21 protein-coding genes are annotated in these 25,642 nt (G+C 72.4%); 9 read left to right on the top strand and 12 right to left on the bottom strand.

Annotated elements, in window-relative coordinates; genetic code table 11:
* Positions 1 to 107 precede the first annotated feature (107 nt).
* The 6 genes from BJ971_RS05540 to BJ971_RS40905 all read left to right on the top strand — a co-directional run bounded on the left by BJ971_RS05540 (position 108) and on the right by BJ971_RS40905 (position 8,665).
* Positions 108 to 1,427, top strand: coding sequence for a ribonuclease D (locus BJ971_RS05540; RefSeq protein WP_184990414.1), 1,320 nt, complete (start codon positions 108 to 110; stop codon positions 1,425 to 1,427).
* A gap of 101 nt (positions 1,428 to 1,528) precedes the next feature.
* Positions 1,529 to 2,725, top strand: a complete 1,197-nt coding sequence (locus BJ971_RS05535) for a thiolase family protein (protein ID WP_184990412.1) — start codon at positions 1,529 to 1,531, stop codon at positions 2,723 to 2,725.
* Between the two features lie 5 nt (positions 2,726 to 2,730).
* Positions 2,731 to 4,791, top strand: coding sequence for a 3-hydroxyacyl-CoA dehydrogenase NAD-binding domain-containing protein (locus BJ971_RS05530; RefSeq protein WP_184998665.1), 2,061 nt, complete (start codon positions 2,731 to 2,733; stop codon positions 4,789 to 4,791).
* A gap of 150 nt (positions 4,792 to 4,941) precedes the next feature.
* Positions 4,942 to 5,811 carry a hypothetical protein gene (locus BJ971_RS05525; RefSeq protein ID WP_184990410.1) on the top strand — a complete coding sequence of 290 codons (870 nt, stop codon included), beginning with the start codon at positions 4,942 to 4,944 and terminating at the stop codon, positions 5,809 to 5,811.
* A 1,209-nt stretch (positions 5,812 to 7,020) separates the two neighbouring features.
* Entirely contained in the window at positions 7,021 to 7,626 is a 606-nt protein-coding gene (locus tag BJ971_RS05520; protein ID WP_184990408.1) for a hypothetical protein, read from the top strand.
* A 202-nt stretch (positions 7,627 to 7,828) separates the two neighbouring features.
* Positions 7,829 to 8,665 (top strand): DUF2637 domain-containing protein, encoded by an 837-nt coding sequence (locus BJ971_RS40905; RefSeq protein ID WP_377885283.1) that lies wholly within the window; start codon positions 7,829 to 7,831, stop codon positions 8,663 to 8,665.
* 95 nt (positions 8,666 to 8,760) lie between these two features.
* On the opposite strand, the gene BJ971_RS05510 is transcribed toward BJ971_RS40905, so the two are convergent.
* The 6 genes from BJ971_RS05510 to dxs all read right to left on the bottom strand — a co-directional run bounded on the left by BJ971_RS05510 (position 8,761) and on the right by dxs (position 16,724).
* Positions 8,761 to 9,990: a sensor histidine kinase gene (locus BJ971_RS05510; RefSeq protein ID WP_184990406.1), complete on the bottom strand. Its 1,230-nt coding sequence runs from the start codon at positions 9,988 to 9,990 to the stop codon at positions 8,761 to 8,763.
* The gene (locus BJ971_RS05505; protein ID WP_184990404.1) at positions 9,987 to 10,679 is read right to left on the bottom strand and encodes a response regulator transcription factor; all 693 of its coding nucleotides are present in this window, start codon (positions 10,677 to 10,679) and stop codon (positions 9,987 to 9,989) included. The genes BJ971_RS05510 and BJ971_RS05505 overlap by 4 nt, the downstream gene beginning before the upstream one ends.
* A gap of 86 nt (positions 10,680 to 10,765) precedes the next feature.
* Positions 10,766 to 12,067, bottom strand: a complete 1,302-nt coding sequence (locus BJ971_RS05500) for a PQQ-binding-like beta-propeller repeat protein (protein WP_184990402.1) — start codon at positions 12,065 to 12,067, stop codon at positions 10,766 to 10,768.
* Between the two features lie 37 nt (positions 12,068 to 12,104).
* Entirely contained in the window at positions 12,105 to 13,439 is a 1,335-nt protein-coding gene (locus BJ971_RS05495; protein ID WP_184990400.1) for an outer membrane protein assembly factor BamB family protein, read from the bottom strand.
* Positions 13,436 to 14,755 (bottom strand): outer membrane protein assembly factor BamB family protein, encoded by a 1,320-nt coding sequence (locus tag BJ971_RS05490; protein WP_184990398.1) that lies wholly within the window; start codon positions 14,753 to 14,755, stop codon positions 13,436 to 13,438. Before BJ971_RS05490 ends, BJ971_RS05495 begins: the two co-directional genes overlap by 4 nt.
* Positions 14,756 to 14,798: 43 nt before the next feature.
* A complete protein-coding gene (dxs, locus tag BJ971_RS05485) occupies positions 14,799 to 16,724 on the bottom strand; it encodes a 1-deoxy-D-xylulose-5-phosphate synthase (RefSeq protein ID WP_184990396.1) in 1,926 nt (641 codons plus the stop codon).
* Positions 16,725 to 16,850: 126 nt separating this feature from the next.
* Between dxs and BJ971_RS05480 the strand changes: the two genes are divergently transcribed.
* Positions 16,851 to 18,212, top strand: a complete 1,362-nt coding sequence (locus BJ971_RS05480) for a cation:dicarboxylate symporter family transporter (RefSeq protein ID WP_184990394.1) — start codon at positions 16,851 to 16,853, stop codon at positions 18,210 to 18,212.
* On the opposite strand, the gene BJ971_RS05475 is transcribed toward BJ971_RS05480, so the two are convergent.
* Together BJ971_RS05475 and BJ971_RS05470 are read right to left on the bottom strand one after the other, a co-directional pair.
* Positions 18,209 to 19,501, bottom strand: a complete 1,293-nt coding sequence (locus tag BJ971_RS05475) for a class I SAM-dependent RNA methyltransferase (RefSeq protein WP_184990392.1) — start codon at positions 19,499 to 19,501, stop codon at positions 18,209 to 18,211. The genes BJ971_RS05480 and BJ971_RS05475 overlap by 4 nt on opposite strands.
* The gene (locus BJ971_RS05470) at positions 19,498 to 21,567 is read right to left on the bottom strand and encodes an APC family permease (protein WP_239087732.1); all 2,070 of its coding nucleotides are present in this window, start codon (positions 21,565 to 21,567) and stop codon (positions 19,498 to 19,500) included. Before BJ971_RS05470 ends, BJ971_RS05475 begins: the two co-directional genes overlap by 4 nt.
* Positions 21,568 to 21,680: 113 nt before the next feature.
* On the opposite strand from BJ971_RS05470, the gene BJ971_RS05465 reads away from it, so the two are divergent.
* The gene (locus BJ971_RS05465) at positions 21,681 to 22,346 is read left to right on the top strand and encodes a potassium channel family protein (RefSeq protein WP_184990390.1); all 666 of its coding nucleotides are present in this window, start codon (positions 21,681 to 21,683) and stop codon (positions 22,344 to 22,346) included.
* On the top strand, positions 22,343 to 23,023 hold the full coding sequence (locus BJ971_RS05460; protein WP_184998663.1) for a potassium channel family protein: 681 nt from the start codon (positions 22,343 to 22,345) through the stop codon (positions 23,021 to 23,023). Before BJ971_RS05465 ends, BJ971_RS05460 begins: the two co-directional genes overlap by 4 nt.
* On the opposite strand, the gene BJ971_RS05455 is transcribed toward BJ971_RS05460, so the two are convergent.
* From BJ971_RS05455 to dut, 4 genes are all read right to left on the bottom strand, one after another.
* A complete protein-coding gene (locus BJ971_RS05455; RefSeq protein WP_184990388.1) occupies positions 23,020 to 23,817 on the bottom strand; it encodes a DUF3159 domain-containing protein in 798 nt (265 codons plus the stop codon). The genes BJ971_RS05460 and BJ971_RS05455 overlap by 4 nt on opposite strands.
* Positions 23,814 to 24,194 carry an OB-fold nucleic acid binding domain-containing protein gene (locus BJ971_RS05450; protein WP_184990386.1) on the bottom strand — a complete coding sequence of 127 codons (381 nt, stop codon included), beginning with the start codon at positions 24,192 to 24,194 and terminating at the stop codon, positions 23,814 to 23,816. Before BJ971_RS05450 ends, BJ971_RS05455 begins: the two co-directional genes overlap by 4 nt.
* A 142-nt stretch (positions 24,195 to 24,336) precedes the next feature.
* Positions 24,337 to 25,059, bottom strand: a complete 723-nt coding sequence (locus BJ971_RS05445) for a DUF3710 domain-containing protein (RefSeq protein WP_184998662.1) — start codon at positions 25,057 to 25,059, stop codon at positions 24,337 to 24,339.
* A 21-nt stretch (positions 25,060 to 25,080) separates the two neighbouring features.
* Positions 25,081 to 25,605: a dUTP diphosphatase gene (dut, locus tag BJ971_RS05440; protein ID WP_184990384.1), complete on the bottom strand. Its 525-nt coding sequence runs from the start codon at positions 25,603 to 25,605 to the stop codon at positions 25,081 to 25,083.
* Positions 25,606 to 25,642 lie beyond the last annotated feature (37 nt).

Raw genomic sequence — 25,642 nt, 5'->3', positions numbered from 1 at the left:
TCTTGAAACAACCGGGTGGATTTCTGGAAACGGCCGAGTGGATCGAGCGCCGACGCGCCGGGACCCGGCTGCGCGCCAGGGGGGCGGTACCCCCGTACGGTTACGGAGTGACCGACGAAGCACCCCTGCGCCGTCGGGACGCGCCGGACCATGCAGGGGACGGACCGCACTCCGTGCCGCCCGACCTGACGTCTGGCGGTCCCGAGCCCGAGCCTGCCCGCACGTCAATTCCCCTCACGGCACCCCGGGAGGGCACGCCTCGGCCGGTGGAGACCGCGGCGGAGCTCGCCGAGATCGTCGCGCGCATGGCGGCGGGATCGGGCCCGGTGGCCGTGGACGCCGAGCGCGCCTCCGGCTACCGATACACCCAGCGCGCCTACCTGGTGCAGCTGCGCCGGGCCGGCAGCGGCACGGTCCTGATCGACCCGATGCCCCTGGACGACCTGCACACCCTGGACGAGGCGCTGGCCGACACCGAGTGGGTGCTGCACGCGGCGAGCCAGGACCTGGCCTGCCTCGCCGAGATCGGCATGAAGCCGAGGAAGCTCTTCGACACCGAGCTGGCGGCGCGGCTCGCGGGCTTCGAACGGGTCGGCCTCGCGGCGCTCACGGAGCAGCTGCTGGGCTACTCGCTGGAGAAGCACCACTCGGCGGCGGACTGGTCGACCCGGCCCCTGCCGGAGTCCTGGCTGACCTACGCGGCGCTGGACGTCGAGCTGCTGACCGACCTGCGCGACCTGCTCGCGGCGGAGCTGGACCGGCAGGGCAAGTCGGCCTGGGCGGCGGAGGAGTTCGCGGCCCTGGTGGCCAGCGCGGACCGCCCGCCCCGCGCCCGCGTCGACCCGTGGCGCCGCACGTCGGGCATCCACCGCGTCCGCGGCGCCCGCGCACAGTCGCGGGTCCGCGCCCTCTGGAACGCCCGCGACACGGTGGCGGCCCGCCGCGACTCGGCACCGGGCCGCGTCCTGCCCGACTCCGCCATCATCGCCGCGGCCGAGCTGGACCCGAAGGAGGAGCGCACCCTGCTGGGCCTGCCGGGCTTCGGCGGCCGCTCGGTGCGCCGCCTGGCCCGGGTCTGGCTGGACGCCCTCGACGGCGCGCGCGCCCTGTCCGACGACGAGCTGCCGGTGAACGTGCCGGTGGACGGCCCGCCGCCGCCGCACCGCTGGGCGGAGCGCGACCCGATCGCGGCGGCCCGGCTCCAGCGCTGCCGGCAGGTGGTGATCGGCACGGCGGAGGCGCACAACCTCCCGCCGGAGAACCTGATCAGCCCGGACTTCATCCGCCGGCTGGCCTGGTCGCCGCCGGCGGAGGCGACCGGCAAGACGGTGTCGGAGACGCTGAAGGAGTTCGGCGCCCGCGACTGGCAGGTCGGCCTGATCGCCGACAAGATCGCCGAGGCGCTCCCGGAGCCCACCGCCGACTGAAAGTGTGAGCACACGGACTCCGTACCCGACTGGGCAACCAAGTTACCGGCGAGTAGCATCAGAGTTCTCACTCCCTGGGTTCGCCTGCAAGGAGGCTTGTTGTGCCCCGAGTAAGCCGCGAGGTCGTCTTCGTTGACGGCGTACGCACCCCGTTCGGCAAGGCGGGCGGCATGTATGCCGAGACCCGCGCCGACGACCTGGTGATCCGCTGTATCCGAGAGCTGATGCGCCGTAATCCGCAGCTGCCGCCCGAGCGGGTGGACGAGGTCGCCATCGCGGCCACCACCCAGACCGGCGACCAGGGCCTGACCATCGGCCGGACCGCCGCGCTGCTGTCGGGCCTGCCGAAGACCGTGCCCGGCTACGCCATCGACCGGATGTGCGCCGGCGCCATGACCGCGGTGACAAACGTCGCCGGCGGCATCGCCATGGGCGCCTACGACGTCGCCATCGCCGGCGGCGTCGAGCACATGGGCCGGCACCCGATGGGCGAGGGCGTCGACCCCAACCCGCGGATCCTGGCCGAGAAGCTGGTCGACCCGTCCGCACTCGTGATGGGCTCCACCGCCGAGAACCTGCACGACCGCCTCCCGAACATCACCAAGGAGCGGGTCGACGCGTTCGGTCTCGCCTCGCAGGAGAAGACCGCGAAGGCGTACGCGAACGGCAAGCTGCAGCCCGACATGGTGCCCGTCGCGATCCGCAACGCGGAGCAGGGCTGGGGCCTGGCCACCGTCGACGAGGCGCCGCGCGCCACGTCGCTGGAGAAGCTCGCCACCCTCAAGACGCCGTTCCGTCCGCACGGCCGGGTCACCGCGGGCAACGCGGCCGGCCTCAACGACGGCGCCACCGCCGCCATCCTCGCCGACGAGGACACCGCCCGCGAGCTGGGCCTGCCGGTCGCCATGCGGCTGGTCTCGTACGGCTTCGTCGGCGTCGAGCCGGAGATCATGGGCTACGGCCCGATCCCGTCGACCGAGAAGGCGCTGCGCCTCGCCGGCCTGACCATCGACGACATCGGCCTGTTCGAGCTGAACGAGGCCTTCGCCGTCCAGGTGCTCGCGTTCCTCGACCACTACGGCATCGCCGACGACGACCCGCGGGTGAACCCGTGGGGCGGCGCGATCGCCATCGGGCACCCGCTCGCCAGCTCCGGTGTCCGGCTCATGACCCAGCTGGCCCGGCACTTCGAGGAGCACCCCGAGGTCCGGTACGGCATCAACGCCATGTGCATCGGCATCGGCATGGGCGGCACGGTCATCTGGGAGAACCCCCACTGGGAAGGTGCGGACAAGTGACGGCTCTGCCTGACTACCCCAACGAGGTCGTGACCAAGGCGCTCGTACGCCTGGTCCGGGTTCCCGGGCTGGACAAGCCCGCCGCGATCATCACCCTCGACAACGGCCTGGACTACAAGAAGCCGAACAGCTTCGGCCCGGCCGGGCTGCGCTCGCTCGACGAGGCCATCACCACGGCCACCGAGGCCGACCCGGCGTTCATCGCGCTGACCGGCAAGCCGTACATCTTCTGCGTCGGCGCCGACATCACCGGCATGCCGTTCATCACCGAGCGGGAGCAGGCCGTCGCGCTCGGCGAGCTGGGCCACTCGGTCTTCGCCCGCCTGAAGAACTCCGCCATCCCGACGTTCGCGTTCATCAACGGCGCGGCGCTCGGCGGCGGCCTCGAGTCCGCCCTGCACTGCCACTACCGCACCGTCTCCAGCGGCGCGGCGGCCCTCGGCCTGCCCGAGGTCGCGATCGGCCTGGTGCCCGGCTGGGGCGGCAGCCAGCTGCTGCCCAACCTCATCGGCCTGCCGGGCGCGGCGCAGGTCATCCTCCAGAACCCGCTGACCCAGAAGGTGCTCCGGCCGAAGCAGGCCGCCGAGCTGGGCCTCGCCGACGCGCTCTTCGAGGCGGCCGACTTCCTCGAGCACTCGCTCGAGTGGGCCGCCGGCGTCGTCAAGGGCGAGATCACGGTCACCCGCCCCGAGGTCGACAGGGACATGTGGGAGGGCGTGCTCTTCTTCGTCAAGCAGCAGCTCGACGAGAAGCTGCACGGCGCGGTCCCGTCGGCCAACAAGGCCCTCGAGCTGCTCGCGCTGGCGAAGGAGGCGTCCTTCGAGGACGGCACCGCCGCTGAGACCCAGGCGCTCGCCGACCTGATCCTGGGCGACGAGTCCCGCGCCAGCCTGTACGCGTTCGACCTGGTGCAGCGCCGCGCGAAGCGCCCGGTCGGCGTGCCGGACAAGTCGCTGGCCCGCAAGGTCACCAAGGTCGGCATCATCGGCGCCGGCCTGATGGCCTCCCAGCTCGCCCTGCTCTTCGCCCGCCGCCTTCAGGTGCCGGTCGTGCTGACCGACCTGGACCAGACCCGGGTCGACAAGGGCGTCGGCTACGTGCACGGCCAGATCGACAAGCTGGTCGGCAAGGGCCGGATGGACGAGGGCACCGCGGCCAAGCTGCGCGGCCTGGTCAGCGGCTCGGTCGACAAGTCCGTCTTCGCCGACGCCGACTTCGTGATCGAGGCTGTCTTCGAGAACCTCGAGCTCAAGAAGCAGATCTGGGCCGAGCTGGAGAAGATCGTCACTCCCGAGGCGATCCTGGCGACGAACACCTCCTCGCTGTCGGTGACCGAGATGGCCGCCGACCTCGAGCACCCCGAGCGGGTCGTCGGCTTCCACTTCTTCAACCCGGTCGCCGTGCTGCCGCTGCTCGAGATCATCAAGGGCGAGCGGACCGACGACGCGGCGGTGGCCACGGCGTTCGCCGTCGGCAAGGAGCTGCGCAAGTCCTCGGTGCTGGTCAAGGACGCCCCGGCGTTCGTGGTCAACCGGCTGCTGACCCGCTTCACCAGCGAGGTCTTCAACGCCATCGACGCCGGCACGCCGCTGTCGGTCGTCGACTCGGCGCTGGACCCGCTGGGCCTGCCGATGCGGCCGATCGCGCTGCTCCAGCTCGTCGGCCCCGCGGTCGCCTACCACGTGGGCGGCACGCTGCACAGCGCGTTCCCGGACCGCTTCGGCGACAGCCCCAACCTCAAGAAGATCGTCGACGCCGGCCTGCCGCTCATGGTCGACGACGAGATCAACCCCGAGGTGGTCAAGCTGGTCGAGGGCGGTTCCGCCCCGCTGACCGCCGAAGAGGTACGCACAAAGGCGCTCGAGGCGCTGGCGCAGGAGATCCGGCTGATGCTGGACGAGGGCGTCGTCGCCGAGGCGCAGGACATCGACCTGTGCATGATCCTGGGCGCCGGCTGGCCGTTCCACCTGGGCGGCGTGACGCCGTACCTGGACCGCAGCGGCACCTCGGAGCGGGTCACCGGCAAGCGGTTCCTGCCGCGGGGCGTGGCCAGCCTGCCCGCCTGACGCTTTCTCCGCACATCGTCCCCGCGCTGGTCCCGGCGCGGGGACGATGGTCTTACGGCACTCATTTCAAAGAGTGACGGGTTCGCGACGCCACGAGTTGACCGGGGTCGGTAGGCTCCGGCGGCCGACGTCTTTAGCTCTGGAGTTTCCATGTCACAACCGCCGTACCAGCCACCCGCTCCCGGGGAGCCGGGTCCCGAAGGCGGTTACCAGCCGCCGGCGGCACCCGGTTACCCGCCGCCCGCGCAGCCCTCGTACCCGCCGCCTCCCGGCCACGGCGCCTATCCGCCGCCGCCCGGCGCGGGCTCCTACCCGCCACCCGGCCCGGGTTCCTACCCGCCGCCGGGCCAGCCCGGGTACCCGCCGCCCGCCGACCAGGGCGCGTACCCGCCTCCGGGTAGCGGAGCCCCGATGTACGGCACGCCCGTCGCCCCGAAGAAGAAGTCCTCGGCGCTGAAGATCGTGCTCATCTCGATCGGCGTCGTCATGCTGCTCTGCATCGCCGGCGGCGTCGCCATCTTCTTCGTCTCCAAGGACAAGATCGAAGAGGTCGTCGACGCCTCCAAGATCACCGTGGTCGAGCCGGAGACGCTGGGCGGCCGCCCCAAGACCACCGACGCCGGCCTGCAGAGCAGCGTCGAGGGCCTGGACGGCCAGATGGCCCAGCTCCCGGGCGCCACCGGCGCGGTCGGCGCGGTCTACGGCGACCCGACCGAGCAGGACCTCGTCATGGTCGCCGCGGCGTCCTCGCTCAACGGCTCCGCGCAGAGCCGCTTCGACGAGTTCACCTCCGGCCTCGGCCAGGGCGGCATCAACGTCACCGCCATGACCGACACCGACCCGGGCCCGCTCGGCGGCATCGCGAAGTGCGGCGACAGCGACACCGCCGGCGTACCGATGGCCGTCTGCGTCTGGTCCGACAACGGCAGCGTCGGCATGATCACGATGATGTTCAAGAAGAAGGCCGACCTCGAGAAGGAATTCGTCGCCATGCGCGGCGAGATCGAGCAGAAGTCCTGACCCCGTACCGCGAGCCCCGCCGTGGCGACCAGCCCGGCGCGGCTCGCGGATTCACGGACCCCACCGGCCCACCGCCCGCCTCGGACGGGCGGTCCAGGCCGCGCGGCCCAGCCGCCGCCCGCCCCACACACCGGCACCGCCGGCAACAGCCCAGCCACCACGTGCTTGTACATCGGCACCGCCCGGCACGGCCCATCCACCGCCTGTCCGTACACCGGAATCGGGTTGTCGCATCGGTGTCCGGATAGTCCCGGCGTTCACCCGGGCCTCGCCTCACCTCGGCTCCCGTCCGATACAGACGCTAGGGTCGGTCCTACCGATCGAGTCGTCGCCGGGGCCGGACCAAGGGTTCGTCACGCGCGTGACGAGATCGGATAACGGTGTCATGTCCCGGCATGTCCGCGCCGCCAAGGTGCGGGCCGGGCGCGGCGCGGCCCCTGCCGTTGCCCGATCGATGGAGCGTTGATGTCGCAGCCGCCGAACCAGCCTCAACCGGGCCCGCCCCACCCCGAACAGCCCGGCGCCGCGGGCCTGCCGGACCATCCACCGACCCAGCCCTATCCGAGCGAGGCCGGCCTCCCCTATCAGGGCCAGCCGAACCCGGATGTGCCGTCCTCGGTCCCGCCGCAGCCCGGCTTCCCGCCGCCACCACCAGACGCGCAACCCGCCGTGACTCAGCCCGGCTACGGCCAGCCGGGCTATGCAGATCCTGAGCAGACACGCCTTGGGCAGCCGTATCCCGGCCCTGCCCAGCCCGGATATACACAGCCTGAGCAGACACAGCCGGGCTATGCACAGCCCGAGCAGACACAGCCCGCATACGCACAGCCCGGTTATCCACAGCCCGAACAGACTCAGCCAGGCTATGCACAGCCCGAGCAGACACAGCCCGGATACCCACAGCCCGGTTATCCACAGCCCGAACAGACACAGCCAGGCTATGCACAGCCCGAGCAGACACAGCCCGGATACCCACAGCCCAGTTACACACAGCCCGGTTACACACAGCCCGGATATGCACCGCCCGGCTTCGCGCCGCCCGGGCAGGGACAGCCCGGCTACCCGCCATCTGGGCAGGGACAACCCGGCTACCCGCCGCCCGGGCAAGGACAACCCGGCTACCCGCCGCCCGGGCAAGGACAACCCGGCTACCCGCCGGCCGGGCAGCCGATGCCGGGCTACCCTCCCCCGCCCAAGGCGAAGTCGAGGGTGGTGCCGATCACCCTGATGTCGATCGCCGTCGTCCTGGTGCTCTGCGTCGGCGGCAGCACGGCCGTCTACCTCGCGGGCCGCAACGCCGCCAAGGATCTAGGGGGCGCGCTGGCGACACCCACGCCGACCACAACCACCGAGGCACCCACGATCACCGTGGTGGAGCCGAAGACGCTGGGCAGCCGGCCCAAGCTGACCGACCCGAAGTTCCTGGCCGTCGGCGAGCAGCTGCGCGAGGGCCCCGCCAACGTCCCGGGCGCCACGCAGCGGATCGGCGCCCTCTACGGCACCGTGGCGAAGCGGGACATCGTCATCGTCGCGGCCGCCGCGGCCCCGCTCGAGGACCCGCAGCGCGAGTTCGAGACCGCCTTCGCCGACGGCATCAAGGAGCTGAAGCTGACCGGCGTCACCCGCGCCGATCCGGGCACGCTCGGCGGCGTGGCCAGGTGCGGCAAGGGCGAGGCCGACGGCGACCGCCTGATCATGTGCGGCTGGGCCGACGAGGGCAGCATCGGCTGGGTGATCTGGTATTTCACGTCGCTGAGCAAGGCAAAGGGCGAATTCCCCAAAATCCGAGCAGAGGTCGAGAAGAAGTCAAACTGACACGCCGGACGACCGCGTTACGCGTTCGCATCGCTCCCGACACGAACGCGACGCGGTCGGTGACGATCGCCTCACCGATGCCGTAACGAAACATCGAGCCGACAGGATGATTCGCCGGGTCCCCTCCGGGGTCCGGCTTTCGGTTCGACTGGCAGAGGAGCGTCCGGTGTTACTCCCGCAACTTCGCCGTGTCCGCTGGGCCGTGCGAGCGACCCTCGTCCTGGGCGTCGCGGCCTCCGTGGTCGCGAATGTCCTGCACGCACAGGACAACCCGATCAGCCAGGCAATCGCCGCCTGGCCGCCGCTCGCCCTGCTGCTCACGGTCGAACTGATCTCGAGGGTCCCGGTACACCGTCGCTCCCTGGCCTTCGCCCGGCTGTTCGCGACCGCGACGATCGCGGGCATCGCGGCCTGGGTCTCCTACTGGCACATGGCCGGCGTCGCCGCCCGATACGGCGAGACCGGGGCGTCGCCCTACCTGCTGCCGCTGTCGGTCGACGGGCTGATCGTGGTCGCGAGCATCTGCCTGGTCGAGCTGGGCGGCCGCATCTCGTCGCTGGAGCCCGCCGCGATCGCCACGACGAATGCGGCACCGGCCCTGACCCCGGTTCCGGCGGTCGCCGCCGCCGGCGGACCGGCGGTCGCCGGCGTCCGGCGCAACCGCGCCACCGCCGCCGCGCTGGCCGAGGTCGCCGCCGCCCTCCCCCGCACCGGCCTGCCCAAGACCCGCGGCGCCGAGGTGTCCGCCTTCGCACCGACGCTGACCCGCCAGGCCGCCCGCGCCGCCGTTCCCGCGCAGCCGACGAAGGCCGCAACGGCGGCCGCCAAGGGCCGGGCACCGGCGAAGGCCGCCGCCAAGCCCGCCCAGCGGACCCGCCGGACCCCCGCCGAGACCATCAAGACCGCCGTGGAGATCAAGTCCCGCCGCCCGAAGATCACCGATGCGGAGCTGGCGGCAGAGCTGGGCATCAGCGTCTCGCGCTGGCGCACCATCCGCCGCGAGGCGGGCCACGGCGACGACCTCCGCCTGGCGGCCTAGCCAAGGCCAGCCGACCTCCGGCCCAGACCAGCCGGCTCCGCCCGGCGGCCGGCCTAGCCAAGACCAGTCGGCCTCCGGCCCGGGCTGGCCGGGGCTCAGCTCGGGGCGATTCCCAGTCCCTTGGCGCGGGGCACGGAAGCGGTGGCCGCCACCACCGGCGTCTTGTCCGCCGCCGGCAGGCTCACCGTCACCTCCAGGCCGCCGCCCTCCTGCGCCACGGCCGACACCGTCCCGCCGTGCGCGTCGCAGACCGCCCGCACGATCGACAGGCCGAGCCCCGACCCGCGCGACCCGGTCCGCTCCCAGCCGCCGCGGCGGAACGGCTCGAACAGCCCCGGCACGTCGCCCGGATCGACCTCGTAGCCGGTGTTGCCCACCACCAGCCGGGCCTGACCGTCCACGTTCTCCGTGCGCAGCCAGAGCCGGCCCATCAGGTGGTTGTAGCGGATCGCGTTCTCGATCAGGTTGCCGGCCAGCCGGTCCAGCAGACTCGGGTCGCCGACCACCGGCGCCGCCCGCAGGTCGGTTGTCACGTCGAGCTTCATCCGCTCCGCCTCGGCCTTCACCGCCGACAGCGCGTTGTAGACGCTCGTCGCCAGGTCGGCCGGCACTTTGCGCACCAGCCGCCGGCCGGACTGCGCCTCGCTGCGCGCCAGCACCAGCAGCGCGTCGACCAGGCCGTTCGCGCGTTCGGAGGCGTTGCGCACGACCTTGGCCATGCGGCGGTACTCGGCAACGTCGGCCTCGTCGTCGGTGAGCGTCACGTCGATCTCGGTGCGCATCACCGCCAGCGGCGTGCGCAGCTCGTGCGACGCGTTCGCCACGAAGCGTTTCTGTGACTCGAACGCCGCGGCCAGCCGGTCCAGCATCGCGTCGAACGTGCCGGCCAGCTCCGCCACCTCGTCGTCCGCGCCGGAGTAGCGGATGCGCTGGTCCAGCGTCTCCTCGCCGAGGCGCTGCGCGGTCGCCGTGACGAAGTGCAGCGGGCGCAGCGCCCGGCCGGCCACCGCGTACGCGCCCGCGATGCCGATCAGTCCGATGGCGAAGAGCGCGATCAGGCCCTTGACCAGCAACTCCTGCGAGGCGCGGTCGACGAGTTGGCTCTGCCAGGTGAGCGCGTCGAGCCGGGTGCCGTCGGTGAGCACCACCTGGGTGCCCGCCTGGAGCTCATCGGCCGGGTGCAGGGCGTCGCCGACCAGGAGCCAGGCCAGCAGCACCAGGATCGCGCCCGCGCCGACCAGCAGGATGCCGTTGAGCAGGGTGAGCCGCAGCCGCAGCGTCGGCCGCAGCCGCAGCCGTTCGCGCCGGCTCGCGTAGACGGTCACGCCCCGCCGCCGGCGGGCATCACGACGACCGGTTCGGGTACGCGGTAGCCCGCGCCGACCACCGTCTCGATGAGCGGCGGGTCGCCCATCTTCTTGCGCAGCGTCATCACCGTCACCCGGACCGTCGTCGTGAACGGGTCGGTGTTGGCGTCCCAGACCCGTTCGAGCAGCTCCTCGCTGGACACCACGCCGCCGCGGGCCTTGAGCAGCTCCTCGAGGACGCCGAACTCCTTGTTTGTCAGGTCGATCGGCGCGCCGCCGCGGGTCACCACCCGGCGGGCCTGGTCGAGGATCAGGTCGCCGACGGTCAGCACCGGCGGCGCCGCCGGCGTGGCCCGCCGGCCCAGTGCCTGCACCCGGGCCACCAGCTCCTCGAACGCGAACGGCTTCGGCAGGTAGTCGTCGGCGCCGAGTTGCAGGCCCTCGACGCGCTCGGCGACGGTGACGCTGGCCGTCAGCATCAGCACCCGGGTCAGGGCACCGGAGGCGACGAGCGCCGCGCAGATCTCGTCGCCGTGCATGCCCGGAAGGTCCCGGTCCAGCACGACCACGTCGTAGCGCGTCACGTACGCCATCTCGTGGCCGGTCAGGCCGTCGTACGCGACGTCGACCGCCATCCCCTTGCGGCGCAGCCCCCGCGCGATCGCGTCGCAGAGGTTCCGCTCGTCTTCCACCACCAGCACGCGCACCCGCGGTCCTCCGAAGTCAAAGTCAGTTCGCCGCCAAGCCTCCCCGCCAGTGTGTGAAGAGGCCGTAAGTGCAGGCTACCGGTCGGTCACGACTCGGTAAGGGGCCAGACCGCGACGGACGCGTCGATGCGGCGGCAGACGAGCACGTCGGTGGTGGGCTGGCAGTCGCCGGAGACGAAGGTGGCCGAGCCCAGCACCCGCACGGCCAGCGTCGCCGGGTTCAGCATGGCGTAGAAGACCACGTCGTCGCCGAGCCGCTGGCGCAGGCCGACGATTGTGCCGTCGGCCCGGACCGCCCCGGCCGAGCGCCATTCGCCGAAGTCGCCGTGCAGCAGGCCGGTGTCCGGTTCGACGACGGCGAGCGGGTACCGCCCCTCCAGCCCTTCGTTGCCGTTGACCAGCAGGTAGCCGCCGGCCGGGTCTGCCGCGGTCCAGTGGTCCGCCGCCCAGCGCACCCGTCCGGTGACCGGGTCGAGCACCCGCACGCCGCCGCGGTAGCCGAACACGCAGACGGCGACGCAGTCCTGCACCCAGCTTCCGGACAGCTCGACGCTGCTGTGCCAGCGCGGGCTCAGGTCGGCCAGCGCGTACGCGGTGATCCCGCCGAGCCCACCGACCAGCACGAGGTCGCCGGCGGTCCAGACGCTGACGCCGCGCCGCGCCCACTCGGCCGGCGCGGGCACGTCGACGGCGGAGACCAGGGTGCCGGTGACGGTGTCGCGCACCTCGAGGTGCCCGGTCGCGGTGGCGGTGATGAGCCGGTGCGGGAAGCCGGCGAGGTACGCGGCCTCGGTCGTATAGCCCTGCGCCGGCTGCTCGAACGTCCACCGCGGGCGCCCGGTGGCCAGGTCGACGCCGTACCAGTTCAGGTCGCCGGGGTGCGGCCGGTTCTGCCGCAGCAGGACCAGGCCGTCCCGCGGGTCGACGCTGAGCAGCCGGGCCGGGGCGCGCCAGAGCGCCCGGTCGGTGCCGGCCGCGAGCGCGACGGTGGCCTCCGCGCCGACGGTGTCGGCCTGGTAGGAGACCAGGACCGTGTCCCCGGCCGACGTGACCTGGACGACCGCGCCGGTGACGGCGACGGTGGTGCGGGAGAGCAGTCGGCCGGCGGGCAGCGCGTAGCTGCTGACGATCTTGTGCTGCACCGCGGCGTCGCGCGGGCCGGTGCCGGAGCTGACCACGTACAGGCGGTCCTGCTCGACGAACATGTTGTCGCCGAGCCGGGCGGGCACGATCACCGGCGTGGCGGGGGCCGAGTGCGACGCCGCCCCGGTGAGGGTCATCAACAGGGCGGCGGAGAGGGCGGTGAGGAAAGCCCGGTGGCGGCTCGGCTCGGCGACGTCCGGCAGCCGCCCGTGCTGCTCACCCAGGTCGATCAGGACGTCGCGCACGCCCTCATTGTGCGCCGGGACACCGTTGATCGGCGGATCAGCCGCGGTACGCCCACACCTCGACGTGATCCAGCGTCGGACAGGCGACGACGCCCGGCACGGACGTGCAGTTCAGGACCGGGCCAGGTATCCGGCCGAGCGGCTGTACCGCGGCCCGTCCCGGCCGTAGCAGACCGAAGGCGGTGCTCCGGCCCTTGTCGGGCCGCCTCAGTACATAGCCGTCACCGCCGTTCACCTGGGAGAACTCCCGCCAGCCGGCCAGCTCGACCTGGGTCCGTCCGGTGTCGAGGCTGACGGCGCGCAGCGGGATCGACCCGTCCTCCACCTGGAGCGCCGAGTCCGTACCGAGGGAGAAGACGTCGGCGCCCGCCACCCGCCAGCGGGATGTCCCGGTTCGGGGGTCGAGCACTGTGAGGTCGTCGTGGCCCACCGCACACGTCAGTCCGGAGCAGATTGCGGAGTTGCCGGCCGGGTCGGAGCGGTTCTGCCGCCAGCGCTCGTCCAGGGTGTTCAGCTCATACGCGATGACCGGGCCGCCCTCGCGGAAGTCACCGAACTGGACCAGGACCATGTCCTCGACCACCTCGCCCATGGCCGGATCCCGCCCGTCGACCCGGGGCACCGCCCGCTCGCGCAGGACGGCGCCGGTGGCGGGCGAGAGCAGGGTCAGTTTCCGCGCCGAGAGGAGTACCAGGCCGGATACGGGCGGATCCGGCCACGCGGTGAACACCGAGCCGGGAACGGTGACGGACCAGATCTGCCGGCCGCCGGCGAGCTCGACGCCGCGCAGCTCGGTGCTGAGCGCCGGCTCGGTGTGCAGCGCGCCGCCGTTTGTGCCGTAGAGCCGGCCGGGATCGCCGGACTCCGGGTCGTACTCGGTGCCGGGCCGGAAGCGCTGCTGCTGTATCACGCCGATACGGTCGTTGAGCGGCTGCACCGGGGCGGGTGAGACCCAGCGGACGGCCCCGGTGCGGGAGTCGCGCACGGAGACGCCGTCCCCTTCCGCCACCGTGACGAGACCGCCGGGTAGTTCCCGCACGACGAGCGGGTCATCCTCCCCGGCGGTGGTCTTGATGCTCCAGAGCCGGCGGACCGGGTCGGTCTGCCAGGCCGTGACCACGCGGGGGTCCGCCTCGAGATCCGTGGTGTATATCCGGTCGGCAGTCACCCCGAAGTCGCCGCCGGCCGGCAGCGGGACCGCGCCGAGGCGCCACCAGAGCGCCGACGAGGCCGGCGCGGCCCCGCCCAGCACGAGCACGAGCAGTGCGGCGAGCGCGAGACCGAGGCGGCGATAGCGGTACGGGGGCGGCGGTGCGGCTGCTGCGAGCGGAACCGGCGTCTCCGGGCTCAGCTCGATCAGCGCCACGCTCATCCCTTCTGTCGATACGACCAGACGATCAGATCGCCGGAGGTGGAGCGGCAGACCAGCCGGGCGGGTGCGGCCTGGCAGTCGCCGGTGCCCGCGGGCAGGTCGGCAAGCAGTTCGGGCCGGGCGGCGCCGGGACCGACGACCGCGACCATGGTACGACCACCCGCGCCGACCATCCTGGTCACCAGCATCCGGTCACCGCCGCCGGGCGCCGGTACGGGCCGCCAGCCGTGCAGGTCGGTCAGCACCGCACCGGTGGCCGGGTCGATCACGCCGACCGGATCGCCCTCCCCGGCCGGCGTCCCGTACGCGACGATCAGCCCGTTGCGCTGGTCGACGCTGCGCCACCCGGCCCGGAACCAGCGCTGCGCGCCGGTGGACGGCTCGATCGCGCGGACGCCGTCGGGACCGGTGAGGCAGGCCAGGTCGCCGCAGGGCGTCACGCCGAACGCGAAGCCCGCCGGCCGGGTCCAGCGGGGCGCGAGGGTCACCGGGTCGAAGGCGCTGACCATCCGGCCGCTGGTCGTCGGGTGGCGCAGCAGCAGGGAGCCGCCGGCGACCACCGGGTTGTCCGGGCCGTAGTCGGCGGGCGGCAGCGCGGCGCGGGCGAGCAGGGCGCCAGTGCCGACGTCGTGGACGGCGGCGGTCCGGTCGTCGTGCACGAGCATCATCCGGGCCCGCTGCCCGGCCGGGCCCGGCACGCCGAGCAGCACCGCGGTCGAGGGGACGTCCACCTGCCAGCGGGTGGTGCCGCCGACGGGGTCGACGGCGTCGACGGGCCCCTGCACCCGGCGGCCCGAGCCGGAGATGCTGCGGACGCCGGAGACCGCGAGCAGGGTGGTCGAGCCGGCGATCGTGACGACGTTGCCCGAGCGCCGCCACTGCGCCGCGCCGCTGCGCAGGGAGAGGGCGGTGGTGCCGGGGTCGGCCCGGTCGGCGCTCCATGGGCGCAACAGCACGAGCCCGCCGCCGGTGCGCAGCCGGTAGGTGGGCGAGGCCGACCCGGCCTCCCACCGCAGCCGGCCGTCACGCAGCGAGTACGCGCTGAGCCGTCCGTAGGTCTGCGCGAGCAGGTCGCCGCCGTCGGTCAGCACGTACGGGTCGCCGGGCCCGACGCGCAGCGTGAGCACGGTGGTCAGCGCCGGTGGCGGCGGCGCGGCCGAGGCGGCCGACGACAGCAGCACGACCAGTGCGAGGACAAGCGGAGCGAACCAGTCCGGCACGGTGGAGCGCTGGGGCCGGGCGTATTCGTCGGGTTCGCCCCGGGCCAGGCCGAGGTCGATGACTACCGTCGCGCCGCCGAACGTCTCCGCCGCCATCCATCAAAGGTAACGGATGGATAACGAAACGGCTTGTCGACTGTCAGCCTTGCGGCTGATGCTCGGTGGCCGGGTCCTCCAGCTGCGAGACCCACTCCGTCACGTCGCGGGCGATGTCCTGCGCGGTCAGGCCGAGCGCGGTCAGGATCTCGGCCCGGGTGCCGTGCGGGTGGAAGCCGGCCGGAACCCCGAAGTCGCGCAGCGGCACGGCCACGCCGGCGTCGCGCAGCGCGCTCGCCACCGCGTCGCCGACGCCGCCGGCCCGGATGCCGTCCTCGAGGGTCACCACGAGGCGATGGCCCCGGCTCAGCGCGGCGAGCTCGATCGGGACCGGGCGGACCCAGCGCGGGTCGACGACGGTCACGCCGTAGCCCTGCTCGGCGACCCGGTCGGCGACCTCCATGCCCAGCTTGGCGAAGGCGCCGACCGCGACGAGCAGGATGTCCTTGCGGTCGTCCTCGCGCAGCACGTCCACCGGGCCGACCCGGCGCAGCGCGGGCAGGTCGGCGGCGACCGATCCGGTCGGGAAGCGCACGATCGTCGGGCCGTCGTCGACGGCGACCGCCTCGCGCAGCTCCTCGCGCAGGGTGGCGGCGTCGCGCGGCGCGGCGATCCGCAGCCCGGGCACCGCGCCGAAGACGCTCATGTCCCAGATGCCGTAGTGGCTCGGGCCGTCGGGCCCGGTGATGCCGGCCCGGTCGAGCACGATCGTCAGCGGCAGCCCGTGCATCGCCACGTCGAGCAGGACCTGGTCGAACGCGCGGTTGAGGAACGTCGCGTACACGGCGACGACCGGGTGCAGGCCGCCCATCGCCAGGCCGGCCGCCGAGGTGATGGCGTGCTGCTCGGCGATGCCGACGTCGTAGGTGCGCTCCGGGTACTTCGTCTGGAGGGCGGCGATGCCGGTCGGCTCGGCCATCGCAGCGGTGATGCCGACGACGTCGGGCCGCTCGTCGGCGATCGCGACGAGCTCCTCGGCGAAGACGTTCGTCCACTTGACGCTCGGCGCGGCGAGCAGCTTGCCGGTCTCGACGCTGAACGCGCCGGGGCCGTGGAAGCAGTCCGCCTCGTCGTCCTCGGCCGGCCGGTAGCCGTAGCCCTTGCGGGTCACGGCGTGCACAATGACCGGCGCGTTGAAGCCCTTGGCCCGGCGCAGCGCGGACTCCATGGCCTGCACGTCGTGCCCGTCGACCGGGCCGATGTACTTGATGCCGAGGTCCTCGAACATCGGCTGCGGGCTGACCGCGTCCTTGATGCCCTTCTTGACCGCGTGCAGCACCTCGTAGACCGGCTTGCCGACCACCGGTGTCGAGCCGAGGGCGTCCTTGACCAGGTCGAGGACGCGCTCGTAGCCGGGGTTGAGGCGCAGCGTGGAGAGGTGGTCGGCCAGGCCGCCGATGGTCGGCGCGTAGGACCGGCCGTTGTCGTTGACGACGATGACCAGGCGGTTCTTCGCCGCCGCGATGTTGTTGAGCGCCTCCCAGCACATGCCGCCGGTCAGGGCGCCGTCGCCGACGACCGCGACCGTGTGCCGGTCCTCGCCGCGCAGCGCGTAGGCCTTGGAGATGCCGTCCGCGTACGACAGGGCGGTGGAGGCGTGCGAGTTCTCGATCAGGTCGTGCTCGCTCTCGGCCTGGCTCGGGTAGCCGGAGAGCCCGCCGCGCTGGCGCAGCCGCTCGAATCCGTCCTGCCGTCCGGTCACGATCTTGTGCACATATGCCTGGTGGCCGGTGTCGAAGAGGATCCGGTCGCGCGGCGAGTCGAAGACCCGGTGCAGCGCGAGAGTGGTCTCCACGACGCCGAGGTTGGGGCCGAGATGGCCGCCGGTGCGGGACACCTTGGCGACCAGGAAGTCGCGGATCTCCGCGGCGAGCAGGGTCAGTTGATCAGGACCGAGGCTCTTGAGGTCACCGGGCGTCTTGATGCCCGGGAGGATGCCGGTCGTCGTTTGATCACTGCGCTCGCTCATGAGGAGTCAGTCTATCGGCGGAACGCTCCCCTGCATCCGGCGCGAACGGATACAGAGACCTCCTCCACAAAATCTCCACACGGGCGCGAAGGTGTCCTGGGTCACAACCGGGGGTACGGGAAAGCCATGACCGTCGATGCACCGAGGGTGCGGCGCCGCGACCGCAGCCACTACCTCTACCTTTCCGTGCTGATCGCCATGGTGCTGGGCATCGCGGTCGGCTTCCTCTTCCCGGACGTCGGCAAGGCGCTGCGCCCGCTGGGCACCGGGTTCGTCGCGCTGATCCAGATGATGATCGCGCCGGTGATCTTCTGCACGATCGTGCTGGGCGTCGGGTCGATCCGCAGGGCCGCGCAGGTCGGCCGGGTCGGCGGCCTCGCGCTGGGCTACTTCCTGATCATGTCGACCGTGGCGCTCACCATCGGCCTGGTGGTCGGCAACCTCCTGCACCCGGGCGCCGGGCTCCACCTGGACGAGGAGCTCGCCGCCACCGGCGCCGCCCAGGTCAGCGCGGAGGCGGAGTCGGGCGTCGACTTCGTGCTCGGCATCATCCCGGAGTCGCTGTTCGGCGCGCTGGCCACCCAGGAGGTGTTGCAGACCCTGCTGGTCGCGCTGCTGGTCGGCTTCGCGGTGCAGTCGCTGGGCGAGCGGGGCGAGCCGGTCATCCGGGTGGTGACGGTCCTCCAGCGACTGGTCTTCAAGATCCTGTCGATGATCATGTGGCTGGCCCCGGTCGGCGCGTTCGGCGCGATGGCCGCCGTGGTCGGCGCGACCGGCTTCGACGCGCTCAAGAGCCTTGCCGGGCTCATGGTCGGCTTCTACATCACCTGCCTGCTCTTCGTCTTCGTCGTGCTGGGCCTGCTGCTGCGCCTGGTGGCCCACATGTCGATCTTCAAGCTGTTCCGCTACCTGGCCCGCGAGTTCCTGCTGATTCTGGCCACCTCCTCGTCGGAGTCGGCGCTGCCGCGGCTGATCGCCAAGATGGGGCACCTCGGCGTGAGCCGCCCGGTCGTCGGCATCGTGGTGCCGACCGGCTACTCGTTCAACCTCGACGGCACCGCGATCTACCTGACCATGGCGTCGCTGTTCATCGCCGACGCCATGGACGACCCGCTGTCGGTCGGCGAGCAGATCTCCCTGCTGCTCTTCATGATCCTCGCGTCGAAGGGCGCCGCGGGCGTGACCGGCGCGGGCCTGGCGACCCTGGCCGGCGGCCTGCAGAGCCACCGCCCCGAGCTGGTGCCCGGCGTCGGCCTTATCGTCGGCATCGACCGGCTGATGTCCGAGGCGCGGGCGCTCACCAACTTCTCCGGCAACGCCGTCGCGACGGTCCTGGTCGGCACCTGGACCCGGGAGATCGACAACGAGCAGGCCCGGGCGGTGCTGTCCGGCGCGGCGCCGTTCGACGAGAGCACCTACGACGACGACCCGCACGACGCGCACGAGCCCGAGCCGGAACCCGAGCCCGAGCCCGAGCCGGCACGCTAGTCGTCAGGCAGCAGGAGGGCGACGCACTCGATGTGCTGGGTCATCGGGAAGCAGTCGTAGGCGCGCAGCTCGGCCAGCCGCCAGCCCTCGGCCGCGAACGTCTGCACGTCCCGGGAGAGCGCCGCCGGGTCGCAGGCCACGTAGGCCACCGCCCGGGGCCGCGCCGCCGCGATCGCCCGCACCACCTTGGCGCCCGCGCCGGCCCGCGGCGGGTCCAGCACGACCAGATCCACCGGTGCGGTGATCCGGCGCCGGCTCAGCGCCACGTCCACCCGGGCCGCCACCACCTCGACGCCGCTGAGATCGGCCAGGTTGCGGCGCGCCGCGGCCACCGCGTCCGGCGACGACTCGACGACGGTGGTCCGCGCGCCGGTCCGCGCGCAGAGCGCGGCCGCGAAGAGGCCCGCGCCGCCGTACAGGTCCCAGGAGACCTCGCCCGGTGCCGGCCGCAGCAGCTCCAGCACGGCCGTGACCAGGGTGTCGGCCGCGGCGGGGTGCACCTGCCAGAAGCCGTCCGGCGGCAGCAGCCACTCCCGGCCCGCCGCGAGCTCGCGAATCTCGGCCGGGCCGTCGACGAGCACGCCCGCCCCGCCGTTGTCCTCGTCCACCAGCGGATCCGCGGCCGCCGCCGGGTCGAGCGCCGGCGCGCCGGCCGGCCGGGACAGGACGCTGACGTCGCCACCGGTCGACGCCACCACCTCCACCGCGGCCGCATCGGGCCAGAGCCGGGCGGTCACCTCGAGCTTCTGCAACTCCGGGCGGGCGATCAGACACCGATCCACCGGTACGACCTGATGCGAGCGGTGTTGCAGCAGGCCGGGCCGCCCGGCGGCGTCGACCGCGTACCGGACCCGGGACCGCCAGCCGAGCGGGCCGCCGGGCAGCGGGCGTACCCGCACGTCCAGCTCGTCGATCCGCTCGGTGCTCAGGCCGCCCATCCGGCCGAGCAGCTCACGCACGACGGCGGCCTTCCACCGCAGCTGCGCGTCCGGCGCCACGTGCTGGAGGTCGCAGCCGCCGCAGCCGCCGGGGTGCGCGAAGGCGCACGGCGCGGCCACCCGGTCCGCGGAGGCCTCGTGCACGTCGACCGCGTCCCCGCGCAGGTAGCCCTTGTGCAGCTCGGTCAGCTCGACCGTGACCCGCTCGCCCGGCAGCGCGTGCCGGACGAACACCACCCGGCCGTGCGGCCCGCCGATGCGTGCCACGCAGTGCCCGCCGTGGGCCGGTGCGCCGACCGTCACCTCGACGCGGTCGCCCTCGATCGGTTCGTCGATCGGTTCGTCGGTCACTTCGGGTCATCCTCCGGCTCGATGGTCTGCTCCGGCCGGGGCTGCGCGGCGACCTCGGCGAACGGCGCGTCCGTCCGGCGGGTTCGCGGGCCGCGGGCCGGCGCACGGCTCAGGTCGCGGTCCAGGCGCTCGAGGTCGCGGTCCTGGCTGGACTGGAGCTGCCACGGCACGCTCGTCACCATCACGCCGGGCTCGAAGAGCAGCCGGCCCTTGATCCGCAGGGCGCTCTGGTTGTGCAGCAGGTGCTCCCACCAGCGGCCGACCACGTACTCGGGCACGAAGACCGTGACCACGTCGCGCGGGGAGCTGCGGCGCACGCTCTTCACGAAGTCGATGATGGGCCGGGTGATCTCCCGGTAGGGCGAGTCCACCACCGTCAGCGACACCGGGATCTGGTGGCGCTCCCACTCCTCCTGTATTCGGCGGGTGTCCTTGTCGTCGACGTTCACCGTGACCGCCGTCAGCGTGTCTGGCCTGGTCGCCCGCGCGTACGCCAGAGCACGCAGCGTCGGCTTGTGCACCTTGCTGACCAGCACGACGGCGTGGTTGCGCGAGGGCAGGACCGGGCCCTCGTCGCCCGGCTCCAGCTCCGCCGAGACCCGGGTGTAGTGCTTGCGGATGCCCAGCATGACCACGTAGATCACGAGCATCGCGGCGATCGCGATCCACGCGCCGAGCATGAACTTGGTGATCAGCACGACGATCAGCACCGCGCCGGTGAGCACCATGCCGAAGCCGTTGATCGCCCGGGACCGGAACATCTGGCGCCGCACGTCCGGATCCCGCTGCGTCCTCAGCAGCCGGTTCCAGTGCCGCAGCATGCCGGCCTGCGACAGCGTGAACGACACGAACACGCCGACGATGTAGAGCTGGATCAGGCGGGTCACCTCGGCCTCGAACGCCACGATCAGCACCATCGCGGCGACGGACAGGAAGATGATCCCGTTGCTGAACGCCAGCCGGTCGCCGCGGGTGTGCAGCTGGCGCGGCAGGTAGCGGTCCTGGGCGAGGATCGAGCCCAGCACCGGGAAGCCGTTGAAGGCGGTGTTCGCGGCGAGGAAGAGGATGAGGGCGGTGACCGCGCCGACCAGGTAGAGCATGATCGAGCCGCTGCCGAAGACGGTCTCGCCGAGCTGGGTGGTGACCGTCTTCTGGACGTAGTTCTCCGGGCCGCCGATGATCTGCGTCGCCGGATCCTCGACGTACTGGAGATGGGTCGCCTTGGCGAGCATCACGATGCCGACCAGCATGAGGATCGCGATGCCGCCGAGCAGCATCAGCGTGGTGGCGGCGTTCCGGCTCTTCGGCGGCTTGAAGGCGGGCACACCGTTGGAGATGGCCTCGACACCGGTGAGCGCCGCGCAGCCGGACGAGAACGTCCGCAACAGCAGGAACGCGAAGGCCAGGCTGGTCAGGTGGTGCTCCTCAGCATCGATGAGGATGTCCGCGCTGGGCGCGCGCAGGTCCTGGCCGAGGACGAAGACGCGTACCAGCCCGGTGATGATCATCCCGACGATGACGACGATGAACAGGTAGGTGGGTACGGCGAAGGCGGTGCCGGACTCCCGCAGGCCGCGCAGGTTGAGCGCGGCCAGCAGGCCGATCGCGACGAGCGCGATGCCGATCTTGTTCTCGGCGACGAACGGCACCACGGAGCCCAGGTTGGAGACGCCCGCGCTGACCGAGACCGCCACCGTGAGGATGTAGTCGACGAGCAGGGCACTGGCCACCGCGACGCCGAAGCGCGGGCCGAGGTTGACCGTCGCCACCTCGTAGTCGCCGCCGCCCGACGGGTACGCGTGCACGTTCTGCCGGTAGCTGGCCACGACGGTGACCATCACGACCGCGACCGCCAGCGTCACCCAGGGCGCGAACACGAACGCGCCGGCCCCCGCGATGGAGAGCGTCAGCAGGATCTCGTCGGGCGCGTACGCGACGCTGGACAGCGCGTCCGACGCGAAGACCGGTAGCGCGATGCGCTTCGGCAGCAGGGTGTGCTGGAGCCGGTCGGAGCGGAAGGGCCGGCCGAGGAGCAACCGCTTCGCGAGGGACGTCGAACTTGCCACAAGCGCCAAGCGTACGGGCGCGGCCGCCACGCCGCCGGGCGCCCCGGCCACCATCACTCGCGACCTCATGGCACGCTCTGCTAGGTACGCATCCAGCGGGAAGGCGCAAAACCTTGCACGTGGTGATCATGGGCTGCGGTCGGCTCGGCTCGACGCTCGCCCACAAGCTCGACGCCCGCGGCCACTCGGTCGCGGTGATCGACCAGAACGCCGACGCCTTCCGCAGGCTGGGCGCGGAGTACGGCGGCATCACCGTCACCGGGATCGGCTTCGACCGCGACGTGCTGCGGTCGGCCGGCATCGAGCGGGCGGACGCGTTCGCCGCCGTCTCCAGCGGCGACAACTCGAACATCATCTCGGCCCGGCTGGCACGGGAGACGTTCGGCGTCTCGCGGGTCGTCGCCCGCATCTACGACGCCAAGCGGGCCCTGGTCTACGAGCGGCTCGGCATCCCGACGGTGGCCACGATCCGCTGGGCCGCCGACCGGATGGTGCGCCACCTCGTGCCGGAGGGCACGGTCGAGGTCTTCCGCGACCCGACCAGCTCGGTGTCGATCGTCGAGGCGCCGCTGCACCCCGACTGGGTCGGGCAGACCGTCCGGTCGCTGGAGGACGCCACGGGCGCCCGGGTCGCGTACCTGATGCGCTTCGGCATCGGCTCGCTGGCCTCGCCGTCCACCGTGTTGCAGGACGGTGACCAGGTCTTCATGGTGGTCACCGACGACATCGTCAACGACGTGCTGGGTGGCGCGGCCCGCGCCGGGCTTGGGGGGCTCTGACCATGCGGATCGCCATCGCGGGCGCCGGCAACGTCGGCCGCTCGATCGCACAGGAACTGATCGGCAACGGCCACCAGGTGATGCTGATCGAGCGCCAGCCGCGCCAGCTGCGCCCGGAGCGGGTGCCGGAGGCCGAGTGGGTGCTGGCCGACGCCTGCGAGCTGAGCAGCCTCGAGGAGGCCGACGTGGCCGGCTGCGACGTGGTCGTGGCCGCGACCGGCGACGACAAGGCCAACCTGGTCTGCTCGCTGCTGGCCAAGACGGAGTTCGCGGTCAACCGGGTGGTCGCCCGGGTCAACCGCGCCGAGAACGAGTGGCTCTTCACCGAGCAGTGGGGCGTCGACGTGGCGGTCAGCAAGCCGCGCCTGATGGCGGCGCTGGTCGAGGAGGCGGTCACCGTCGGCGACCTGGTCCGGATCATGACGTTCCGGCAGGGCGAGGCGAACCTGGTGGAGATCACCCTGCCGCCGACGGCGCCGTACGTCGGCAAGCCGATCCGCGCGGTGCCGATGCCGCGCGACTCCGCCCTGGTGGCCATCGTGCGCGGCAAGCGGGTGCTGGTGCCGACGCCCGACGACCCGCTGGAGGCCGGCGACGAGCTGATCTTCGTCTGCACCACCGAGGTCGAGGGCGCGGTCCGCGCGGTGGTGCTGGGCGACGCCCGCGAGATCGGCTAGGCCTGGGGGGCCTTGGCCTCCTCGAGCTCCTCGTCGGCGGGCCGGGTGGCCGAGGTCACCCGGTGCACCGCCCAGGCGGTGTACGCGAACGTCGCGGCGTAGATGGGCCAGCTGATCAGGATCCGCACGACGCCGATGGCGTTCGCCTCGTCCGCCAGCCAGAGCCAGCCCTGCACGCCCGCCCGGACGAACAGCGACGCCGCCCAGACCAGGGTCAGCCACTGGAACGTGCGGAACAGCCGGGGGTTGTCGAACCAGTCGTGCTTGCCGCCGTTGGCCAGCACGCCCCAGACGTACCCGATGATCGGCCGGCGGACCGCGACCGACACGATCAGGACGACCACCTGGCCGAGGGTCAGCAGGATGCCCGGCAGGTAGAAGTTCTTGGCGTCGCCGGTGCGCCAGGCCAGGAACGCGCCGATCGCGACGCCGAGGACGCCGTTGACCGCGTGCCGCACCGACTGCTTACGGGCCAGCCGGTACACGCCGATGGCCACCGCCGAGCCGAGGCTGCCGCCGATCGCCCAGTACAGCGCCGTCTTCTTGCCCAGGTCCAGGCCGTTCTCCCCGAGCAGCACATTGAGCAGCACGAACGCGAGCACCGGGATGCTCGACTCGATGAGTCCCCGCACACCGCCGAGCTGCTCGGAGATCTGCTCGCTCATCGACGGGAACGGCTCCTCGTCCGGCTCCTCCTTGACCGGGTGAAGCTCGAGCTCTTCGACGAACTCCTCGGCGACCCTCTCTTCAACGGACTCGTGCGCGACGTGACGGGGCTCGCTGCCGGGTGTCACCGGGGCGCCTCCAGCTCGTAGTACGGGTTGTAGATGACCTTGCGGTCGTCGCGCAGGGCGATGCGGCCGCGGGCGGTGAGCTGACGGCCCGGTTCGATGCCGACGATGGAGCGGCGGCCCAGGAAGACGAGCGTGACCACGTCGCTGCCGTCGTAGAGGTCCGCTTCGAGCGTCGGCAGGTTCGTGCGCGGAGTGTACGCCACCGTGCGCAGTCGGCCGGACACGGAGACGACCTCGCCGCGGTGGCACTGACCGGCCGGCATCGCTCCGCACTTGGCGCTGTCGCGCTGCAACTCCTGCGCGTTCAGCTCCTCCTCGGAGGCGGTCAGCCGTTCGAAGAACCGGCGCAGGCCGGTGGTGCGCTCATCGGTCGACATGACCTCGGTGCCACCTTCCTCGGCAAGCCGTGGAATACGCCGGCGGGGACCCGGCGGACGGCACACAGTGTGGGCAGGTGCCGTCCGTCAACGGTACGCCGGAACGGCCACCGGTGACGTATCTCACCGGGGCCGCCCTCGATCAGTGCGCGTGGCGCCCGTTGGTCTGCGGCGGCAGCGCGTGGTCGTGCCCGGCGTGGTCGTGGTCGTGGGCGGCGTGGTCGTGCCCGGCGTGCTGCGCCTCGGCCTGCTCGGCCATCTCCCGGGGCAGCCGCAGCGGCAGCGCCTCGCGGACCGGCCGGGCCTCCTCGTCGCGGACGACCACGAGGCCACGCAGGCACTCGCCGAGCACGCCCTCCGCGCTCGGCTGGGCGGCCGCCTGGCCCTGGAAGAGGGCGCGGACCATCCAGCGCGGCCCGTCGACGCCGACGAACCGGACGTCCGCCGGCCCCTCGGGCGTCTCGACCCGGGCGGCCAGCTCGACGCCGTACGGCCCGTCGAACTCCTGCGGCGCGGCGCCGTCGGACTTCATCGCCGTGGCGATCTCGGCACGCACCTCGTCCCAGATGCCCTCGCTGCGGGGCGCGGCGAAGACGCCGAGCTGCAGCGCGCTGTCGCCGTGCACGAGCACGATCTGCTCGATGCCGCCGTCCGGGTTCGCCTGCACCCGCACCTCGACGCCCTCGACCGCCGGGATCAGCAGGCTACCGAGGTCGAGTCGCTGCACCCCGTCGGGCGCCTGCGAGCTGTCGTAGGGGCCGAACTCGGGCGGCGGGCCGTCGCCCATGCTCTTGGCGAGCGCCGCCGACTGTGGTGCGTCGTCCGGGCGCACGTGCTTCGGGCCGCCGCGCTTGCGGGAGAACATCTGCGTTGCCACCTTCTTCGACTAGAACTGCTTCTGCTGCGCCGGCAGGGCGACGTGTCCGCCGGTCGAGCCGTGCCCACCGGCACCGCGCGCGGTGTCGGAGAGCTCGTCGACCACCTGGAAGACCGCCCGCTCGACCCGCTGCACGACCAATTGGGCGATGCGGTCACCCCGGCAGATCTTCGCGGTGTCCGCCGGGTCGTGATTGACCAGGTTCACCAGAATTTCGCCGCGGTAACCGGCGTCGACCGTACCGGGCGCGTTGAGGACGGTCACGCCGAGGCGGACGGCCAGCCCGGAGCGGGGGTGCACGAGGCCGACGTAGCCCTCGGGCAGGGCGATGGCGATGCCCGTACGCACCAACCGCCGCTCGCCCGGCGCCAGCTCGACGTCCTCGGCGGCGACCAGGTCGGCGCCCGCGTCGCCCGGGTGGGCGTACGCCGGCAGCGGCAGGTCGGGGTCGAGCCGGCGGAGCTGCACGGCCACGGTCTCGGTCACGATCGCTTCCTCGGTTTCTCGTCGGGTGAGCGGCACCCACCCTGCCATCCTGCCGTGGCCGGAAGCGGAGGCGCGCCGTACCGTA

It is taken from the genome of Amorphoplanes digitatis, assembly GCF_014205335.1.
Taxonomy (GTDB): domain Bacteria; phylum Actinomycetota; class Actinomycetes; order Mycobacteriales; family Micromonosporaceae; genus Actinoplanes; species Actinoplanes digitatus.
Note: the sequence above shows the minus strand (reverse complement) of the source record. Positions and strands in the feature narration are given on the sequence as shown.

Coding starts and splice junctions, on each gene's coding strand:
- BJ971_RS05495 (WP_184990400.1), bottom strand. CDS start 13,439: ATGAGCGTGGCGCTGATCGAGCTGAGCCCGGAGACGCCGGTTCCGCTC.
- dxs (WP_184990396.1), bottom strand. CDS start 16,724: ATGAGCGAGCGCAGTGATCAAACGACGACCGGCATCCTCCCGGGCATC.
- BJ971_RS05480 (WP_184990394.1), top strand. CDS start 16,851: ATGACCGTCGATGCACCGAGGGTGCGGCGCCGCGACCGCAGCCACTAC.
- BJ971_RS05450 (WP_184990386.1), bottom strand. CDS start 24,194: ATGTCGACCGATGAGCGCACCACCGGCCTGCGCCGGTTCTTCGAACGG.
- dut (WP_184990384.1), bottom strand. CDS start 25,605: ATGGCAGGGTGGGTGCCGCTCACCCGACGAGAAACCGAGGAAGCGATC.
- BJ971_RS05525 (WP_184990410.1), top strand. CDS start 4,942: ATGTCACAACCGCCGTACCAGCCACCCGCTCCCGGGGAGCCGGGTCCC.
- BJ971_RS05445 (WP_184998662.1), bottom strand. CDS start 25,059: ATGTTCTCCCGCAAGCGCGGCGGCCCGAAGCACGTGCGCCCGGACGAC.
- BJ971_RS05490 (WP_184990398.1), bottom strand. CDS start 14,755: ATGGCGGCGGAGACGTTCGGCGGCGCGACGGTAGTCATCGACCTCGGC.